This is a genomic window from Devosia insulae DS-56 (assembly GCF_000970465.2).
Taxonomy (GTDB): Bacteria; Pseudomonadota; Alphaproteobacteria; order Rhizobiales; family Devosiaceae; genus Devosia_A; species Devosia_A insulae.
Window position 1 is genome coordinate 1 of sequence record NZ_LAJE02000180.1, and the last position, 18,097, is coordinate 18,097.

An 18,097-nucleotide genomic window follows, 5' to 3' on the forward strand; every position below is an offset into this window, starting at 1 on the left:
CCTGTCGCCTCCCCCTAAAACAGGGGGATGGAGACCCTCACACTGATATCGAGGCGATCGTCTCCCTCCCCCTAAGAATGGGGAGGGAGACGATCGCCTCGATATCAGTGTGAGGGTCTCCATCCCCCTGTTTTAGGGGGAGGCGACAGGGGTGGGGGTCAGCCCGCACCGGCCTTTCGTCTGTCCTAAATCCGCGCCAGCTCGCGCAGCATCACGGTCGCCCGCTCGAACCGCTGCTGTTGTCGCGCGATCCGCTCCGCCCGATCGGCCCTCGGCAGATACACCTTGCCGCGCGCCGCCGCGCCGACCGTCAACCCCAGCGCCTTCGCTGCGGCGCGATAGGCGCCAAGGCTCGCCGCCAGCACCGGATGTTGCGGCACCGTGACCTCGCGCCCCAGCACATCGGCCATGATCTGTGGCCACACGGCGCTCTGCGCTCCGCCGCCCACCAGGTAAACCGGCCCTGCCGCACCCATGGCCCGGACATTGGCGGCGATGGCGAACGCCACGCCCTCCAGCGCCGAGTAGTAGAGCGTCGCCGCGCTGTCGCTGGCCGCCACACTGGCGAACCCGGCCCGGAGCTCAAGATCGACGAAGGGGGTACGCTCGCCGTTGAGATAGGGCAGGAACAGCGCGCCGCCGGGCGCGGCAGCCGCCTCCCCCGCCAATCGTTCCGCCTCCGGCAGGGTCAGGCCCAGCGTGTCACGCGCCCACTGCGCTGCCGCCCCGGCCGAGAAGATCGGCGCCACCTCGATCAGCCCGCCATGCAGCGGATGCGACAGCCGATAGTATGGCCGCGGCGTTCGCTCGGTCACCGCCGTAACGCCCGCCACCCAACCGCTGGTGCCGAGGTAAATGCTGACCGCATTGGGCTGCTCCGCCCCGCTGCCGATGGTCGTCGCTGCGGCATCGCCGCAGCCGTTGATCACCGGCAGGCCGGCGCGGAGACCCAGCGCAGTTGCGGCCTCGGCTGTCAGCCCACCCAATACCGTCTCGGCCGCGAGGATCGGCGGCAGCAGCCCGCGATCCACATCGAGCAGCTCGACCAGTTCCTCCGACCAGTCGCGCGTGCCGATATCCATCAGCCCGGTGGTACTGGCGCAGCTCGGATCGGTGGCCGCAACACCGGTGAGCCGCAACGCCAGAAAATCCTTCGAACCCGGCAGCACCCATTCGGCGCCTTTCGGCCCCAGCGCCAGCAACTTGAACGCCGTCATCAGCGGCCGCGGCGCATTGCCGAGGATCGCCGTTGCATCGGCCGCCTCGAGCCGCGCCGCTACCGCCTCGAAGGCTTCCGTCCCGATCGGATCGGAATAGAGCGCCGCCTCCCGCACCGGCTGGCCGACCGCATCGACGGCGATCAGGTTCTCCATCATCCCGGTCAGCGAGAGCGCCGTGACGCCCTCGAGTGGCAGCCTGCCCACCGCCTCGACCGCCGCGCGCCACCAGTCCTCCGGCGCCCGCCGATGCGGCGCGCTCTGCTCGGGGTAACCGGCATCAGTGGTGGCGACCACGGTGCCGTCGTCGGCGAACACCGTCGCCTTCAGCGCCGAGCTGCCGCAATCGAGAACGAGGATGCTCACTTCGTCCCCCTCACCTGGCCCGCCCCACCCGGCGCAGCAGCACCGCGACGAGAATGATCACCCCGGTCATGATCTTCTGCACGAACGGCTCGACCCCGACGATGGTCATGCCGTTGACCATCACCCCGGTGATGGCGACGCCCAGGAGCGTCCCCGCCACTGTCGGCGCGCCGGTCGGCGACGCCGTGGTGCCGATGAACACTGCCGCATAGGCCGGCAGCAGCAGCGGCTCACCCATGGTGTGCTGCACGCTGCCCAGCCGCGACGCCAGCAGCAGCCCGGCGAGGGCCGAAAGCCCGCCGGCAATGGCGAAGGTGACGATGACGTCGCGGACGATCGGCAAGCCGGCGAGCCGCGCCGCCTGCGCATTGCCACCGATGGCGCGCAGCCGCCGCCCGAATTCGGTCTGCGTCAGGACGAACGCCGCCACCCCCAGCACCGCGACGATCCAGAACCCCAGCACCGGGATGCCGAACACGTCGCCACGCGCCAGGCTCTTGAAGCCATCCGGCACTGACTGGAACAGGCTCTGCCCACCGCTGAGCCCGAAAGCGAACCCCGAGAGGATGGTCCCGAGCGCCAGCGTCGCAACGAACGAAGGAATCCCGAACCGCGCCACCAGCACACCATTGGCCGCGCCGCCGACAATCCCCACCAGCAGTGCCGCCGGCACCGCCAGCCAGACGTCATAGCCCTGCCCGAACAAGACGAAACAGATCACCGCCGCCAATGACGCCGAAAAGCCGACCGACAGGTCGAACTCCGAAATCGTCATCACCAGCGTCGCCGCCGTCGCGACGATTGCCAGCGTCGCCATCTGTTGGACGAGGTTGAACACATTGGCCGGCGAGGCGAACGCCGCCGGCGCCGCGATCGAAAAACCGATGCACAGCAGCACGAAGGCGATCAGCGTGCCGAAGCGATTGAGATTGGTGCGGGTCACGCCGCCTCCCGAGACTGCGCGGCCGCCGACAGCGCTTCGGCGCTCGCCTCCGCGCGGGTGAAAACTCTGACGATGCCGCCCTGGCGGAACACCGCGATGCGATCGCCCAGCTCCAGCGCCTCGTCGCGATCCGAGGTCGAAACCAGCACCGCGTTGCCGTCGGCGGCGATGGCCCGGATGATGTCCTTGATGGTCGCCTTGGCCATCACGTCGACGCCCTCGGTCGGCTCATCGAGCAGCATCACCTTGGAGTGCCGGTTGGCCCAGCGCGCAAAGATCAGCTTCTGCTGGTTGCCGCCGGACAGCGTGCGCGCCAGCTGCTTCGGATCGCCATAGCTGAGCGACACCCGCTCAGCGGCGACAACAAACTCCGCCTGCTCGGCCTTCACGTCCGGCACTGGCAACCCGCGCAGGCGGCGATAGCCCGACAGCAGCGGCAGCGTCTTGTTGAACACCAGGTCCTCGCTGACGAACAGCCCGCTGCGATGCCGGTCGGCCGGCACGCAGGACACCCCCCGGGCAATCGCCTGCCGCGGCGAGCGGGGCGCATAATCCGCGCCGGCGAGCCGCATCTTGCCGACCCACGGGATCGCCCCCCAGATCGCGTTGAGCAGGCTCGAGCGTCCCGAACCGGCCAACCCGTAAAGCGCGATCACCTCGCCGGCATGCACGTCGAGCGCTGCCGGCCGGGTCAGGTCGCCTGCCGTCACCCCATCGATCTCGATGATCTTGGGGGCGCTGGTGTCGGTCGCGCGGGTCGAGCGCTCCGAGGCACTGCCGCCCATCGCCGCGATCATCGACTCGGGCTTCACCTCGCTCTCCACGAATCGCGCCACGATCCGTCCGTCACGGATCACCACCGCGCGCCCGCAGAAATCGGCGATCTCGTCGAGCCGGTGGCTGACGAGGATGATCGAGGTGCCCCGCTCACGGGTTCGCCGCAGCACGTCGTAGAACCGCTCGGCATCCTCTGCCGGCAGCGCCGCGGTCGGCTCGTCGAGGATCAGCAGTCGGCCCTTATCGGCCACCGCCCGCAGCAGCCGCACGAACTGCCGCTCGGCCGGCGGCAGGAACATCACCGGCAGGTCGAGATCGAGCTCCGGCGCGATGTCGGCTGCGACTTCGGCAATCGCCCTGCGCATCGCCTTGCGGTCGATCCGCCCGAAGCGCCGTGGATAAGCGCGGCCCAGATAGCAGTTCTCGACCGTATCGAAGCCGGGCACCAGCGGCGCATCCTGGTGGATCACCCGAATGCCCGCGGCGTAGGCGTCATGCGCCGAGTGAAACTGCACGGGAGTACCGTCGATGCGGATCTCCCCCGCATCGGGCCGATCGGCGCCGGCGATGATCTTGATCAGTGTCGATTTGCCGGCGCCGTTCGGCCCGACGAGCCCGAGCACCTCGCCCTCGGAAAGGGCGAGGCTCACGTCCTCGAGCGCGTGGGTTGCGCCGAAGCGCCGGCTGATCCCGGAGAGTTCCAGCAACGTCAGGGACAGGTAACGCCGAGGCTCTCGCGGGTGATCAGTTCCACCGGCGCGTAGAGTTCGTCGGCCTTGGCGCTGCCGCCGGCGAGGATGGTATTGAGCTCGCCCGCCGCAATGCTGGCCATCTCGCCAAACCCCTGGCGCACCGTGCCGATATAGGCGCCGCAGGCCTTGATCAGGTCGATCGCCTGCGGGTTGCCGTCGATGCCGGCAATGACGATGCCCTTGCGGCCCGCCGCCTCGATGGCGAGGTTGGCGCCGATCCCCGGCTCATCCCAGGCTGCCCATACCGCGTTGATGGCGCCGTCGCCCGGGTTGGCGAGCAGCATCGCATCCATGGCGGCGCGGCTGTCGTCGACCTGGCCCGGCACCGCCACATAGTGGTCGGCGACCTGCTTGATCTCCGGGTTGGCCTTCAGCGCGGCATCGAGCGCCAGCTCGCGCTGATGCACCCCCGGGTGCGCCGAGTAGAAGAAGCGCACGATATTGCCCTTGTTGCCGATCTGGTCGAACAGGAACTTGGTCATCGTCTCGCCGAGCACGTAATTGTCGGAGGTGACGTTGAGCACGCTCGAGGCGTTCTTGGCGCCGTCGATGGTGATGACGGGTACGCCCGCCGCCTTGGCCTTGTCGACCTGATCCTGGATCTGCGTCGGATCGACCGACACGAGGACAATGGCATTGGCGCCACTGGTGGTCGCATCCTCGACGCGGCTGGCAAAGGCCGCCATGTCGCCGGCGGTATCCACCACGTCGACGGTCCACTGATACTCGGCCGCCTTGGCCTTGAACGCCTCGATCATCTCACCCGTCGCGATCGCCGCGAGGAACGGGGTGATCACCGAGACTTTCTCACCGGCGGCGAGCGCCCCCGAGGAGACGCCGAGCGCCAGGATGGACGCAAGCCCGAGGGCTGCGATGGATTTATGCATGGGATTGTCCTCCGAGAATTCCGCGCGAACATATCGGCGCCGTATCAGACCGCAAAGCCCTTCCAACGGAGAATCCGTCAGCTGAGCCCGTAGCTGTCGAACTGCCGCCAGGTCTCGGTGAGGTCGATCACCTGCCGGCTGGCGCGCGCCTCGTCGATCTTGATCGCCGTCATCCCGGCGACCAGCCCATCGACGATCGACACCGGCAGGGCGACGCCATCGGTCAGGTGGGCGAAGATATCGGCCACCATCTGCTCGTCGGCGCCGTAATGCACCGAGGTGCCCTTGGTCTCGTAGCGCTTGTCGACCAGCCGCTCGCCGGTCCGCGCATCGTGCATGCGGTAGAAGTTGCGCACGAAATCGCCCTCCGCCATGCCATGCGTGCCGATGACGGTGAAATGCCGGTACTCGTCGGGCACGTTCAGGTTGGTGTGGAAGCAGAGGTTCTCGCCGCCGGAATATTCCACCAGCGCCGTCTGGTAGTCGATGATGTCGCCATCACCGTCCCACACCCGGTTGTCGCTTTCCCAGCCGCCGGGCTTCCGGAAGTAGACGTCGAGATCGTTGATCCCCGCCTTGGTCGGCATGTTCTCGGGCACGAAGGTCTTCCGCCCGCCGAAGCTCGCCACCCGCACCGGCCGGTTGCCGACCAGCCCCTGGTAGAGGTCGATGTCGTGGCAGCACTTTTCGAGGATGAAGCCACCCGAATAGCCGCTGCGCCGCCGCCAGTCGCGCATGAAGAACGCCCCGTGATAGGGCGCGATGTGCTCGCTGGCTTCGATCGAGGTGATCTTGCCGAGCGCGCCTGAGCGATAGCTCTGGACCAGGTCGCGATAGAGCGGCGCGTAGCGCAGCACCAACCCGATCATCACGCTGTCGGCGCCGCCGCTCTGCTGCAGCAGGTCGAGCAGCGCATAGGTATCCGCCTCGGTGGTGACCACTGGCTTTTCGGTGAACACCTTGAGCCCGGCCTCGAGCCCGATCCGGATATGATCGAGATGCATGTGGTTGGGCGAGCCGACCATCAGCAGGTCGAGTTTTTCCGCCTTGAGCAGCGCCTCCGCCGTTTCGTAGGCGGGGCCTGCATCGATCCCCGCCCCGGTCAGTTCCGGCATCCCATAGGGCGTCGGATCGACATAGCCGACCAACCTCGCGCCCGGCACCTGCTGCACGGCGATCCGCGCCAGGTATCCTACCCGGGCGCCAAGCCCGACAATTCCGATCTTCACGTCAAATCTCTCCTCGAGGCGCCGCACGTTAATGCGCTTTCACAGAAACTTGCAGACCTCTTCGGCTTCGAAAGCGCGACAAAAGCGACCCGTCGCCAAAGGGAAAATCATGCTACTGCGCAAGCAACGTTCCATATAGCGGAACGCGAAACACCGACCGAACATTAAATTGCTGCTCGTTTTGGCGCAGAAACGGGAACCTGCTTGCCATACGCACATATCCTATGCAGACTATCGGCATGCAAAAAGAGTTTGCATTCCACATTATGGAATACAACGGCAGCACAGGCGCGGTGCACTGCCGACGGCACAGGGGGTCAGATGTGGAGGCGCCGCGCGACGCAAGAGATTTCAGGGACAATCGGAAGGGACGATTCAACATGCAGTCTAAAGGAAAGTTCGGTCAGCGCCTCGGCGCCATCGCCGCGGCTGCGATCATGCTGGCCGCCTTCGGCGGCGCCGAAGCCATGGCGGCCTCGCCGCGTGCCGCCGAGAACAAGGTGGTGCTCATTGCCCGCCAGGATCCGGGCACGCTCGACTACGTCACCAGCGGCCTAACGGCGCTGCGCCTGTGGATTCCGGCCAACGTCGTCGAGCCGCTGGTCTACTTCAACAAGGACGGCTCGGTTGAGCCCGGCGTCGCCGAGTCCTGGACCATCAGCGACGACAAGCTGACCTACGAGTTCAAGATCCGGAAGACCAACTTCTCCGATGGCACCCCGGTGACCGTCGAAGACGTGATCTACTCGCTCAACACCATGAAGGCCTCGCCGGTCGGCGTTAACTCGTCGGCCTACAACGCCGTCAAGTCGATCGAGAAGGTCGATGACTCGACTGTCAAGGTGACCCTCACCCAGCCGAGCCAGAACTTCTGGCGTGGCATGGGCTCAACCGCCGGACTGATCCAGCCCGAGCACGCGGCCGCCTCCATCGCCACCAACCCGATCGGCACCGGCCCCTATGTGCTGAAGTCCTACACCACCAACTCGACCTTCGAGTTCGAAGCCAACCCGAACTACTGGGGCACCAAGCCGACGATCACCGCCGCCACCGTGCGCATCGTGACCGACGGCACCGCCGGCCTCAACGCGCTCGAAGCCGGTGAAGTTGACGCCGTTCCGGTGATCACCATTGACCTGTGGGAACAGCTGACCAAGCGTGAGCTCGACAAGAAGTTCACGCTCCTCACCTACCCGCAGATCGGCGAGCCGACCTACGCGGTGTTCAACCAGAAGCTCGACCCGGCGCTGCGCCAGGCGCTTGCCGCGACGCTCGACCGCCAGTCCTACAACGACGCCTTCGGCGCCGCCTGGGGTGCCGAAAACACCTGTACCTTCGCGCTGCCAAACCAGCCCTGGTACTCGCCGGAAAGCCCCGAGAGCTGCCCGTACCCGTTCGACTACGAGGGTGCGATGGCCAAGGCCGCGGCGTTTGCCTCGACCCCGCTCGAGTACGCTTCGCTGAGCGACGTGCCTGACCTGTCGCTGCCGGCCGACATCATGATCCCGGCAATGCAGGGCGCCGGCTTCAACGTCACCCGCAACGCCATTGACCTAGCGCGCTACAGCCAGTTGATCTTCCAGGGCCGCCCGCCGCAGTTCGACATCACCGTGATGTCGGGCGACGCCGAGCCGACCCAGTGGGCCTGTCCGACGGCCGACAAGGCTGGCTGGTCGACCTATTGCAGCCAGCCCTACACGGATGCGCTGCTCGCTGCCGACGCTGCCCCGTCCGACGAGGAATACCTCGCCAAGATGAAAGAGGCCGCGGACATCCTGCGTAAGGACGCCGTCATCGTGCCGCTGATCGCCAAGAAGGGCGTCGGCCTGTTCGATGCCGAACTCAAGGGCTTCCTCGAGCCGCGCGTCCTCGTCGCAATCGAGATCGGCAAGCTGCACTGGTAAGTGTAACTTGGTCCAATCCGCGAGCCGCCGGCCCGGTGCCGGCGGCTCGCAACAGGTTTCCGCGGCCCCGAATGGGTCGCTTCGTCAAGGGTTGAGCTGAATGGCAATCTACGCGCTGCGCAAACTTGCGTTCTTTCTTGGCGCCGTCTTCGTTGCCTCGCTGGCCATCTTCATTCTGATCCGCGCCGCCGGCGGCAACGTCGCCGCCATCGTCCTCGGCAAAGACGCCACCGCCGACGCGATCAACGCGCTGGCGCACGCCTATGGCCTCGATCAGCCGCTGCCGGTCCAGTATTTCAACTGGATCACCAACATGCTGCAGGGCGATCTCGGCCAGTCCTTCCGCACCAAGGAAAGCGTAGCCGAGCTGGTCACCGCGCGGCTTTCCGTCTCCGTGCCGCTGGCGCTCTCCGGCCTGCTGCTCGGCCTGATCATCGCCATTCCGGTCGGCACCTACGCGGCGCGCAATGTCGGCAAGCCCTCGGGCGCCGTGCTGGCGCTGATCAGCCAGATCGGCATCGCCGTGCCGGTGTTCTGGGCCGGCATCCTGCTCTCGGTGCTGTTCGGCGTGAAGCTCGGCTGGCTCCCCACCGGCGGCTGGATCGATTGGCGCGAAAGCCCGATCGGCGCCATCCGCTCGCTGGTGCTGCCGGTGCTGTCGCTCGGCCTGATCATGGCCGCCGTGCTGATCCGCTACGTCCGCTCGGCCGTGCTCGACGTGATGAACCAGGATTTTGTGCGCACCGCCCGCGCCGTCGGCATGACCCGCACCCAGGCATTGCTCAGTGTGGGCCTCCGCAACGCGGCGCTGCCCATCGTCACCATTGTCGGGCTGCAGATCGCCGAGCTGATCGGCGGCACCGTCATCATCGAGATGGTGTTCTCGCTGCCGGGCCTGAGCCGCATGATCCTCGCCAACGTCGCGGCGCGCGAAGTGATCGTGGTGCAATCGACCGTCATGCTGATCATCATCTTCGTCATCTTCGTCAACTTCGTCGTCGACCTGCTCTACGGCGTGCTCGATCCACGCGTCCGGAACGCGGCATGAGGCGGGAGGCAGCAGCATGAACACCACCACCGCCGTCGCCCCGCGCCGCCGTCGCCGCCTCGAGCTCAACGCCTCGCTGGTCGTCGGTATCGCGCTGACCATCGGCTTTCTGGTCATCGCCATCGTCTCGTTCTTCTGGCTGCCCTCGAACCCCAACATCCCCAACATCAAGAACCGCATGCTGCCGCCGGGCACCGTCGACCACTGGCTCGGCACCGACGGGCTCGGCCGCGATATCATCGCCCAGCTGATGGTCGGAGCGCGCACCTCGATCCTCGTCGGCGCCGGTGGCGCCACCATCAGCCTGATCCTTGGCACCATCGCCGGGCTGGTCGCCGCCGCCTATGGCAAGATCGCCGACGAAACCATCTCGCGCGGCGCCGATATCATGCTGTCGATCCCCGGCATGGTCACCGCCCTGGTGCTCGCCGCCACCATGGGTTCGGGCGCGCTCACCACCATCTTCGCGCTCACTGCCTTCTTCACCCCCTCCTTCACCCGCGTCATCCGCTCGGCCGCGATGAGCGTGCTGCAGGAGGATTTCATCACCTCCGCCAAGCTCTATGGCCGCGGCAAGCTGTTCATCCTGGCCCGCCACGTCATCCCCAATATCGCCGGTGTAATGATCGTCCAGTTCACCCTGTATTTCGCCGCCGGCATCCTCACCGAGGCGGGCCTGTCCTATCTCGGCGTCGGCGTCACCCGGCCATCGATCTCGTGGGGCATGATGCTCAACGAGGCGCAGCAGACCGTCGGCATTTCCTCGCCGCTCGCCATGTGGCCGGGCCTCGCCATCGTCATCGTCGTGCTCGGCCTGAACCTCCTCGGCGATGGCCTCCGTGACGTGCTCGATCCCAAGCTGAAGCGGAGGAGCTGATGACCATCTCAGCCAAGCCGCACGCCATCGAAGTCAACAACCTCGTCGTCTCCAATGGCGACGTCACCGCCGTCCGCGGCGTCTCCTTCACCATCCCGCATGGCGGCCGCATGGGGCTGGTCGGCGAATCCGGCTCCGGCAAGTCGATGACCGCGCTGGCGCTGATGGGCCTGCTTCCAATGGGCTGGAACACCCATGGCAGCATCCTCCATGACGGCGTCGACCTCGTCACCCAGTCCGACAAGGCACTGTCGAGCCGCCGTGGCCGCACCCTCTCGATGGTGTTCCAGGATCCGCTCAGCTCGCTCAATCCGGTCCGCCGCGTCGGCGACCAGATCAGCTCGGTGATCCGCCGCCATACCGGCGCCGACAGGAAGGTTGCCGAAGCGCAGACCATCGAACTGATCAAGCAGATGAACCTGCCGCGTCCCGAACAGCTGGTGCGCGCCTACCCGCACGAGATCTCCGGCGGCCAGCGCCAGCGCATCATGATCGCCATGGCGCTCGCCTGTTACCCGCAGCTGATCATCGCCGACGAGCCGACCACGGCGCTCGATGTCACGGTGCAGAAGCAGGTGCTGCGGCTGCTCAACGGCGCCGTGCGCGATCGCGGCTCGGCGCTGCTGATGATCACCCACGACCTGCCGATCATCGCCGCCATGTGCGACACCGTCGCCGTGATGTATGCCGGCCGCATCGTCGAGATCGGCCCGGTGCAGGAGGTGTTCCGCAACCCCAGGCACCACTACACGCGCGGCCTGCTCGACAGCCAGCCGACCATGGACAATATCGCGCTCGACGGCTCGTCGCGCCTCGTCTCGATCCCCGGCATGGTGCCGCCCCTGCATAGCCTGCCCACCGGCTGCGCCTTCAACCCACGTTGCCCGGCTGCCACCGACAAGTGTCGCGAGATCATGCCGGAGCTCGGCAGCGACGGGGTCAGCGCCGCCTGCTGGCACCCGATCCGCCTCGCCGGCGAGGTGGCCGCGCAATGAGTGCCGTGACCTCATTCCCCGCCGACGCGCGCCCGCTGCTCGAAGTCCGGCAGTTGAGCCAGGTCTACAACCTCAATCGGCAGAAACTGTTCGCCCCGCGCCCCAAGCTGAAGGTGCTCGACAGCATCGATTTCTCCGTCCGCCCCGGCGAAGCCGTCGGCCTCGTCGGCGAATCCGGCTCGGGCAAGACCACCCTCACCCGCATGCTCACCGGTGTCGAACGTCCGGGCGATGGCCAGGTGCTCTATGACGGCGTCGACGTCTGGACCGGCGGCGAAGCGCACCGAAAACTGTTCCGCCGCTCGGTGCAGGTGGTGCTGCAGAACCCGCGCTCCTCGCTCGACCCACGCATGCGTGTCGGCACCTCGCTGCTCGAGCCGCTGCGCAGTTTGAAGATCGAAGGCGACCACGGCACCCGCGTGCTTGAGGTGCTCGACCAGGTCGGGCTCGACAAGAATGCGCTCGAGCGCTTCCCGCATGAGTTCTCCGGCGGCCAGCTGCAGCGCATCGCCATTGCCCGCGCGCTGATGCCCGGCCCGAAAGTGCTGATCGCCGACGAGCCGGTCTCCGCGCTCGATGTGTCGATCCAGGCCCAGGTGCTGAACCTGCTCAAGGACCTGGTGCGCGACCTCGGCCTCAGCCTCGTCTTCATCGCGCACGACCTGTCCGTCGTCGCCTACACCACCAGCAAGGTCTATGTGATGTCGTCTGGCAAGATCGTCGAAGTGGGCAAGCCGCTCGACCTGTTCCGCACCCCACAGGCCGAGGCGACACAGGCGCTCGTCGGCGCTGTGCTCAGCGTCGAAGCAGGTCTCGCCGGGAACGCACTCGCATGAGCCAGTGCGTCGCCATAACAGGTTCTACCACCGGCATCGGCTATGCCATCGCGGAGGCCTTTGCCCATACCGGCGCGCGGCTGGTGATCAACTCGCACCTCGCTGACGATAGCGGGGCAGCCGCGCGGCTCGGCAAGCTGACCGAATGCCACTTCGTCCAGGCCGATCTCTCGACGGTGGCTGGTGCGCAGGGCTTCGTCGCGGCGGCGCGCGCGAAACTCGGTCGGCTCGATACACTGGTCAACAACGCCGGCACCTACCTCGACACCAATTTCGACGACCTCACCGAGGTAGCGTTCGACCGCACCTTCGACCTCAACGTGAAAGGCTACCTGTTCGCCGCGCAGGCCTTCGTCAAAGGTCTGGCGCCGGGTCAGGAGAACCCGAGCATCATCTGCACCGGCTCGACCAACTCACTGGCGGCCGAAAAGAACAGCGTCATCTACGACACCTCGAAGGGCGCGGTGCTGATGCTGGTCCGCAACCTTGCGGTCACGCTCGCCGAACGCGGCATCCGCGTCAACGGCATCGGGCCGGGGATCATCGAGACGCCCCTGTCCGCGAAGGGGCTGGCGACACCGGGCGTACGGCCCGCGCTCGAACGGCAGATCCCGCTCGGTCGCGTCGGCATGCCCGACGATATTGGCGGCGCCGCCGTGTTCCTCGCCTCGCCTGCCGCCCGCTACATCACCGGACAGATGCTCTATGTCGATGGCGGCATCCTCGCCAACCAGATGTCCTGGGAGCCCCAAGCATGAGTGAACACTTGCGCTACGCCGAAGGCGGCGAGGTCCATCTCGATTTCCACGGCGCCACCAACACCACCATCGATTTCATCATCTCGCGCTATGGCGTCGAGGCGATGGACGCGATCTTCAAAAAGGTCGGCAAGGACGTCTACCGCTCGATCCACGACGACCTCGTCGCCGGCGACACCGGCCAGTTGGTGCGCCACTGGCGGCACTTCTTTTCTCGCGAGAACTGCGACTACGATATCGCGGTCGGCGACGACGAGATCGTCCTCACCGTCCGCCACTGCACCGCCTGGCACCACGTCGCCAAGCTCGTCGGCACCCCCTCGGCGCATTTCTGCGACCAGACCAGCCGAACCAATGAGGGCATGGCCGAGGGCTCGCCCTTCGCCATCGACACCGAAATCACCGGCCCGGGCAGCTGCCGTCAGGTGATCAGGAGGCGCGCATGATCCCGTCCGACCACTTCACCCGCTTCTACAACGAAGTCTTCAAGTTCCTCGAGTCACAAGGCGAGGAGCAGTTGCAGGCCTACTTCCTCGCCATCTCGAAAAACCAGGAAAAGCACATCCTCGAGCTGATCCAGACCAAGGGTCTCGAAGGCATGGAGGAGTACTGGACCCATATCAAGATCGAAGAAAACTGCGACATGGACATCGACCGCAACGAGGATCGCCTCGAATTGCGGATGAATGTCTGCCCCAGCCTGAGCAAGGTCATGGACAACGACGCCGAGCCGATGGGCCGCTACTGCGACCACTGCGCCGGCTGGATCGGCCCGATCTTCGACAAGACCGGCTACCACCTGGTCTACGACGTGATCGACCGGAAGAAACCGCAATGCGTCATGCGGGTATTCAAGGACGCGGCGAAGGCCAAGGAAGCCGAAAGGGACGTAAAGCTGCTGATGGGCTGGCCGGGGCACAAGATCGGCTGAGCTTCAGTCCGAGATGCATCGGAAGCTCCCCTCCCCCTTGAGGGGAGGGGTGGGGGGTGGGGGTCCATCGGTGATCACCGCACCACCCCCTCCCTCATTCCCTCCCCTCAAGGGGGAGGGATGCACCCACACTAAACGCGGGGCATTGGGCGACCATCGCCCCCGTCACGCCCACGGATCCGCCACCTGCGGCCATAGCGGCCGCCCGGCATGTGGCAGTGGCAGCGTCCGGAAATCCGGCGACGAAGTGCCCTCGGCCACCGCGTAGATGATCCGGTCGGCGACCGGCGCGAAGCCGGCATGAAAGTGCTGCGCCGATTTCAACACCACCGTCCGGTAGTCGCTGAGCGCTATGCCGAACTGGGTGAAGGCGTCCGGATTGAAGGTCTGCGTACGGATGGTGTTGATGACGATGTGGACGCCACCTGCATCGAGCAGCACCGCATCGCCCATCGGCATCTTGCCGTCGCCATAAGTGACCTTGGCGTCGTGGATGAGCTTCAGCACCCTGGCCTCGACATCCACCGGGCGGCCCGACATGGCGCTGACCTTGCCGCCGATCCGTAGCCGCAGCGTCGCGCCTTCGCCGGCTTCCTCGCAAACCCGCACTGCCGCAGGGTCCCACAGCAGCCCGAACAGCGCCCGCTCGGCTTTCGTGGCAAGCAGCGGCTCGAGCAGGAAGGTCGAGTCGCTTGCCGCACCGCACCCGGCATTGTCGGAGATATCGGCTACAACCGTGCAGCCATTGCCGCCGGCAATCGCCGCCATCGTCTCAGCCACGTCGAGGAGGTTTGCCGCGTAAGTTTCGCGCAACGCCCAGATGCAGTCGCCGAGTTCCTGTGCCACCGCCTCGGCCAGATCAGCATCGCCATCGGTCACCACCACCGTCTTCGCGCCGACATCCGGCACATCGGCCCAGGGGAAGCCGTGCCCGAAGCTCACCGACAGCACCTTGTCGCGCTGCTCGGCGGCCTGCATCCAGTCGACCAGCGCGCGCACCGGTGCATCCGAAGTGCGCCATACATCGAGCATGCGGAGATCACGCAGCGCCATCACCGGTTTGATCTCGCCCCTGACGGCACGCCGCGCCAGGTCGAACAGTTCCGCCCCGCGTTCGGCGACATCGGTATGCGGATACTCCTTGTAGAGCACCAGCAGGTCGGCATGGCGCATCAGCCGCTCGGAGATGTGGCAGTGAAGGTCGAACTCGACGCCGACGACGACCTCAGGCCCGACCACCTGGCGCACCATCTCGATCAGTTCGCCCTCGCAGTCGTCGCATTGCTCCGACGCCATCGCGCCATGCAGGTTCAGCAGCACCAGATCGAGAGGACCGGCGGCTCGGAGGTCGCCGAGCAGCGTATCCCGCAGTTCTTCCCACACGGCCTGCACCGTGCGACCGGCCGGCTGCGCAAAGGCCGACAGGCTTTCGATCACCTCGTCGCCCGCCGCCTCGGCGAGGCGCCGCCACTCGACGAGCGGCAGGACGAAATAGTTGTCCGAGCTGAGGCTGGCATCGCGGCGGACCCACAGGGTTTCCTCGAACGTCTTTCGTCCGGTCGGCAGTGGCGAGAAGGTGTTGGTCTCGGTGCCGAGCGCCGCGATGAAGATGCGCATCAGACGGCCCCGAAGCCCTTAAGCCCGACATCGTGCGCCGACTTTTCGAGCTGCTCGAGCGTCGCCGCATCTACGGGCACGCCCTCGGCGAGGCGCTTCGCCCTCGTCTCGAGCTCCGGCATCCCCGGCAGCTTCACGCTGCCGCCGCCCTCGTTCTCCGACAGCACCCAGCCCAGCACCGCTTCCATCTCGGTGGCGAACGGCCCCGATGTCCCGAGCCGCTCAGGCGAGACGATCACCGAGAACATCGAGTTGATCACCGCGCCATTGCCGGCCTTTTCGTGCTGCGTCGGCGCCCCGACCAGCGCCGCACCCAGCAGTTCGCAGGCGAGCATCAGGCCCCAGCCCTTGTGATCGCCGAACGTCGTCAGCGAACCCGGCGGGGTTTCGAACAGTGCGCCGGGGTTGATGGTCGGCTTGCCCTGGTTGTCGAGCAGCGCCCCGGGCGGCAGTTCGACCCCCTTGTTGTGTGCCACGCGCACCTTGCCGGCAGCGAGCTTGGAGGTGGCGAAATCCACCACCACCGGCGGCGCGCCATCGCGCGGGAAGGCTGCGGCAAACGGATTGGTGCCCAAGCGCGACTGCGTGCCGCCGAACGGCGCGACGATGGCGCCGGCCACCACGTTGACGAAATGGATCGACACCATGCCGGCCGCCGCACACTGCTCGGCCCAATGGCCGATGCGGCCGATGTGATGGCTGTTCCTGAGGCTGACGATGGCGCTGCCTTCGTCCTTGGCGCGCGCGATGCCGAGCGCCATCGCATCATGCGCCATCACCTGTCCGGCGCCCTGCCCCGCGTCGCAGATCAGCATGGCGCCGGTATCGATCGCCACCTTGAGGCTCTGGTTCATCACCATGCCGCCGGACTTCACGCCGTTGATATACATCGGCACCACGCCGACGCCGTGCGAATCGTGGCCGCGCAGGTTCGCTTCCACCAGATGCTCGGCGATCAGCTGGGCCTCCCGCGGCTCCGACCCGGCAGCGCGGAAAACACTTATGGTACTCGCCTGCAGCCGGTCCCAGGGGACGAGGTGCATCTTGGTCTCGGACATTCGGTTCTTTCCTTGGGGAGCGTGATCAGGAAAAGTTGCAGGCTTTTCCGGTTCGAGAGCGCGACAAACTAAACGACTTCAGATCGCGGCAGTGAGTCCGCCGTCGACGGTAATGACGCTGCCGGTGGTGTAGCCCGAGGCGCGTGAGGCGAGATAGAGGGCAGCTGCACCAAGTTCCGTCGGGTCGCCCCAGCGCGCCATCGGTGTGCGGTCGGCGATCTTCTGCTGGAATTCCGGCACCGCGCCACGCAGCGGCGCGTTGCCATCGGTGAGGAAATAGCCCGGCGCCAGGGCGTTGACGGTGATCCCGTTCGGCGCCAATTCCACCGCCAGGCCACGTACCAGCCCGTGCAGCGCGGTCTTGGCCGTCACATAGGCGCTGATCCCCGGCCGGGCGACGGTGGCATTGATCGACGAAACGAAAACGATCCGCCCATAGCCGGCCTTGATCATCAGCGGCGCCGCGTGGCGCGCCAGCCGCCACCCGGCGGTGAGGCTGCCGTCGATCACCGATTGCCACTCCGCTTCGTCGAGTTCGACGAACGGCTTCCGCACCCCGGCGGCGGTGTTCGAGTAGAGGATATCGAGCCGCCCATGCCGGGCCGCGATATCATTGAGCGCCTCGACCGCCGCATCGCCGTCGGCGGCATCGAAGGCCGCAATCTCGGCGCTGAGCCCCCAGCCGAGCATCTGCTCGAGCCGCTCTTCGAGCAGCTCGGCCCGCCGCCCGGTCAGCACCACGCGGGCCCCGGCCGCAGCCAGCGTCTGGGCCACTGCCCAGCCGAGCCCTTTGGAAGCGCCGGTGACCAGCGCCACCTGGCCCGAGAGGTCGAAAAGCTGCGCCGGATTGCGCGGTGCCGGGTCTGTCATCAGCTGTATTCGATCCGTGGGTCGATATAGGCGTAGAGCACGTCGACGGCCATGTTGATGCCGATATAGAGCACCAGGATCACCACGATGCAGCCCTGGATCAGCGGGTAGTCGCGCGTGCTGATCGCCTGGATCAGCAACCGCCCGAGCCCCGGATAGGTGAACACCGCCTCGGTCACCACCGCCCCGCCGATGAAGTTGGCCATCATAAGCCCGACAATGGTGACGAACGGCAGCAGCGCATTGCGCATGATATGGGTGCCGACCACTTGCCGCTCGGGCAGGCCCTTGGAACGCGCGGTGCGGACATAGTCGGCGCGCAATTCGCCCACCAGCGAGGCGCGCAGGAACCGCGCCAGGATGCCCGACACATAGACCCCGAGCGTCAGCGCCGGCAGCGCCAGATTGCGCAGCGCCGCCAGCGGATCTTCCCAGATCGGCACGTAGCCCGAGGCCGACGGCAACCAGTGCAGCTCCACCGCGAACAAGAGGATCAAGAGGATCCCGAGCCAGAAGGTCGGTACCCCCAGCGCCAGCGCGCTCCAGGCACTCAGCACCCGATCGATCCACGAGCCGGGTTTCAGCGCGCTGAGGATGGCGACGGGAATGCCGATCAGCAGCGACACGATGGTCGCCGCCACCGCGAGGTGCAGCGTCGCCGGCAGCCGCTGCCCGATCAGGTGCAGCACCGGCTCGCGGCCATGGATCGACATGCCGAAATTGCCCTGCAGGGCATTCCACAGCCAGTCGAGATATTGCACCACCGCCGGCCGATCGAGGCCGAACTGCTTCTCCGCCGCGGCGATCGCCTCGGGCGTGGCGTTCTCGCCCACCAGCATGCCGATCGGCCCACCGGGCACCGCGAAGATCATCGCCCAGATGCCGATCGAGGCCAGCAGCAGCACCGGCAGCAACTGCCCGAAACGCCGCAACACGAAACCGATCATGGTGTGCCCCCGACCTTGGCGTACGACGATCGCGATTGGCGACCGCACACCGGCCTCTCAGTGCTCCTCCACCGTGAAACGGGGG

General features: G+C 66.5%; 17 protein-coding genes. 8 read left to right on the forward strand and 9 right to left on the reverse strand.

The features are described 5' to 3' along the window. Window positions 1–185: 185 nt before the first annotated feature. The 5 genes from VW23_RS12520 to VW23_RS12540 all read right to left on the reverse strand — a co-directional run bounded on the left by VW23_RS12520 (window position 186) and on the right by VW23_RS12540 (window position 6,171). On the reverse strand, window positions 186–1,583 hold the full coding sequence (locus tag VW23_RS12520; RefSeq protein WP_069909909.1) for a xylulokinase: 1,398 nt from the start codon (window positions 1,581–1,583) through the stop codon (window positions 186–188). A 10-nt stretch (window positions 1,584–1,593) separates the two neighbouring features. Next, window positions 1,594–2,526: an ABC transporter permease gene (locus VW23_RS12525; protein WP_069909910.1), complete on the reverse strand. Its 933-nt coding sequence runs from the start codon at window positions 2,524–2,526 to the stop codon at window positions 1,594–1,596. Beyond that, the gene (locus VW23_RS12530) at window positions 2,523–4,010 is read right to left on the reverse strand and encodes a sugar ABC transporter ATP-binding protein (protein WP_069909911.1); all 1,488 of its coding nucleotides are present in this window, start codon (window positions 4,008–4,010) and stop codon (window positions 2,523–2,525) included. Before VW23_RS12530 ends, VW23_RS12525 begins: the two co-directional genes overlap by 4 nt. 2 nt (window positions 4,011–4,012) lie before the next feature. Next, a complete protein-coding gene (locus VW23_RS12535; protein ID WP_069909912.1) occupies window positions 4,013–4,942 on the reverse strand; it encodes a substrate-binding domain-containing protein in 930 nt (309 codons plus the stop codon). A gap of 77 nt (window positions 4,943–5,019) precedes the next feature. Then, entirely contained in the window at window positions 5,020–6,171 is a 1,152-nt protein-coding gene (locus tag VW23_RS12540; protein WP_069909913.1) for a Gfo/Idh/MocA family protein, read from the reverse strand. A gap of 380 nt (window positions 6,172–6,551) precedes the next feature. On the opposite strand from VW23_RS12540, the gene VW23_RS12545 reads away from it, so the two are divergent. From VW23_RS12545 to VW23_RS12580, 8 genes are all read left to right on the forward strand, one after another. Continuing rightward, entirely contained in the window at window positions 6,552–8,075 is a 1,524-nt protein-coding gene (locus VW23_RS12545; RefSeq protein ID WP_069909914.1) for an ABC transporter substrate-binding protein, read from the forward strand. 100 nt (window positions 8,076–8,175) lie between these two features. Continuing rightward, window positions 8,176–9,123 carry an ABC transporter permease gene (locus tag VW23_RS12550; protein WP_069909915.1) on the forward strand — a complete coding sequence of 316 codons (948 nt, stop codon included), beginning with the start codon at window positions 8,176–8,178 and terminating at the stop codon, window positions 9,121–9,123. A 16-nt stretch (window positions 9,124–9,139) separates the two neighbouring features. Beyond that, window positions 9,140–10,000, forward strand: coding sequence for an ABC transporter permease (locus VW23_RS12555; protein WP_069909916.1), 861 nt, complete (start codon window positions 9,140–9,142; stop codon window positions 9,998–10,000). Further along, entirely contained in the window at window positions 10,000–10,995 is a 996-nt protein-coding gene (locus VW23_RS12560; RefSeq protein WP_069909917.1) for an ABC transporter ATP-binding protein, read from the forward strand. The genes VW23_RS12555 and VW23_RS12560 overlap by 1 nt, the downstream gene beginning before the upstream one ends. Continuing rightward, a complete protein-coding gene (locus tag VW23_RS12565; RefSeq protein ID WP_069909918.1) occupies window positions 10,992–11,831 on the forward strand; it encodes an ATP-binding cassette domain-containing protein in 840 nt (279 codons plus the stop codon). The genes VW23_RS12560 and VW23_RS12565 overlap by 4 nt, the downstream gene beginning before the upstream one ends. Then, complete coding sequence (locus VW23_RS12570) at window positions 11,828–12,589, forward strand: SDR family NAD(P)-dependent oxidoreductase (RefSeq protein ID WP_069909919.1); 762 nt, start codon at window positions 11,828–11,830, stop codon at window positions 12,587–12,589. Before VW23_RS12565 ends, VW23_RS12570 begins: the two co-directional genes overlap by 4 nt. Further along, on the forward strand, window positions 12,586–13,035 hold the full coding sequence (locus tag VW23_RS12575) for a hypothetical protein (protein ID WP_141728319.1): 450 nt from the start codon (window positions 12,586–12,588) through the stop codon (window positions 13,033–13,035). The genes VW23_RS12570 and VW23_RS12575 overlap by 4 nt, the downstream gene beginning before the upstream one ends. Next, a complete protein-coding gene (locus tag VW23_RS12580; protein ID WP_069909921.1) occupies window positions 13,032–13,520 on the forward strand; it encodes a hypothetical protein in 489 nt (162 codons plus the stop codon). Before VW23_RS12575 ends, VW23_RS12580 begins: the two co-directional genes overlap by 4 nt. A gap of 165 nt (window positions 13,521–13,685) precedes the next feature. Here VW23_RS12580 and VW23_RS12585 read toward each other — a convergent pair whose 3' ends face one another. The 4 genes from VW23_RS12585 to VW23_RS12600 all read right to left on the reverse strand — a co-directional run bounded on the left by VW23_RS12585 (window position 13,686) and on the right by VW23_RS12600 (window position 18,012). Further along, complete coding sequence (locus VW23_RS12585; RefSeq protein ID WP_069909922.1) at window positions 13,686–15,137, reverse strand: M81 family metallopeptidase; 1,452 nt, start codon at window positions 15,135–15,137, stop codon at window positions 13,686–13,688. Continuing rightward, on the reverse strand, window positions 15,137–16,195 hold the full coding sequence (locus VW23_RS12590; RefSeq protein ID WP_084646020.1) for a malate/lactate/ureidoglycolate dehydrogenase: 1,059 nt from the start codon (window positions 16,193–16,195) through the stop codon (window positions 15,137–15,139). The genes VW23_RS12585 and VW23_RS12590 overlap by 1 nt, the downstream gene beginning before the upstream one ends. Window positions 16,196–16,273: 78 nt before the next feature. After that, window positions 16,274–17,065 (reverse strand): SDR family NAD(P)-dependent oxidoreductase, encoded by a 792-nt coding sequence (locus tag VW23_RS12595; RefSeq protein ID WP_069909923.1) that lies wholly within the window; start codon window positions 17,063–17,065, stop codon window positions 16,274–16,276. Continuing rightward, window positions 17,065–18,012 (reverse strand): ABC transporter permease, encoded by a 948-nt coding sequence (locus VW23_RS12600; RefSeq protein WP_055999276.1) that lies wholly within the window; start codon window positions 18,010–18,012, stop codon window positions 17,065–17,067. The genes VW23_RS12595 and VW23_RS12600 overlap by 1 nt, the downstream gene beginning before the upstream one ends. Window positions 18,013–18,097 lie beyond the last annotated feature (85 nt).

What these genes read in the sequence shown, in the direction of transcription:
- VW23_RS12535 (WP_069909912.1), bottom strand. Translation starts at nt 4,942, where the DNA reads ATGCATAAATCCATCGCAGCCCTCGGGCTTGCGTCCATCCTGGCGCTC.
- VW23_RS12545 (WP_069909914.1), top strand. Translation starts at nt 6,552, where the DNA reads ATGCAGTCTAAAGGAAAGTTCGGTCAGCGCCTCGGCGCCATCGCCGCG.
- VW23_RS12550 (WP_069909915.1), top strand. Translation starts at nt 8,176, where the DNA reads ATGGCAATCTACGCGCTGCGCAAACTTGCGTTCTTTCTTGGCGCCGTC.
- VW23_RS12555 (WP_069909916.1), top strand. Translation starts at nt 9,140, where the DNA reads ATGAACACCACCACCGCCGTCGCCCCGCGCCGCCGTCGCCGCCTCGAG.
- VW23_RS12560 (WP_069909917.1), top strand. Translation starts at nt 10,000, where the DNA reads ATGACCATCTCAGCCAAGCCGCACGCCATCGAAGTCAACAACCTCGTC.
- VW23_RS12565 (WP_069909918.1), top strand. Translation starts at nt 10,992, where the DNA reads ATGAGTGCCGTGACCTCATTCCCCGCCGACGCGCGCCCGCTGCTCGAA.
- VW23_RS12570 (WP_069909919.1), top strand. Translation starts at nt 11,828, where the DNA reads ATGAGCCAGTGCGTCGCCATAACAGGTTCTACCACCGGCATCGGCTAT.
- VW23_RS12575 (WP_141728319.1), top strand. Translation starts at nt 12,586, where the DNA reads ATGAGTGAACACTTGCGCTACGCCGAAGGCGGCGAGGTCCATCTCGAT.
- VW23_RS12580 (WP_069909921.1), top strand. Translation starts at nt 13,032, where the DNA reads ATGATCCCGTCCGACCACTTCACCCGCTTCTACAACGAAGTCTTCAAG.
- VW23_RS12585 (WP_069909922.1), bottom strand. Translation starts at nt 15,137, where the DNA reads ATGCGCATCTTCATCGCGGCGCTCGGCACCGAGACCAACACCTTCTCG.
- VW23_RS12590 (WP_084646020.1), bottom strand. Translation starts at nt 16,195, where the DNA reads ATGTCCGAGACCAAGATGCACCTCGTCCCCTGGGACCGGCTGCAGGCG.
- VW23_RS12595 (WP_069909923.1), bottom strand. Translation starts at nt 17,065, where the DNA reads ATGACAGACCCGGCACCGCGCAATCCGGCGCAGCTTTTCGACCTCTCG.
- VW23_RS12600 (WP_055999276.1), bottom strand. Translation starts at nt 18,012, where the DNA reads ATGATCGGTTTCGTGTTGCGGCGTTTCGGGCAGTTGCTGCCGGTGCTG.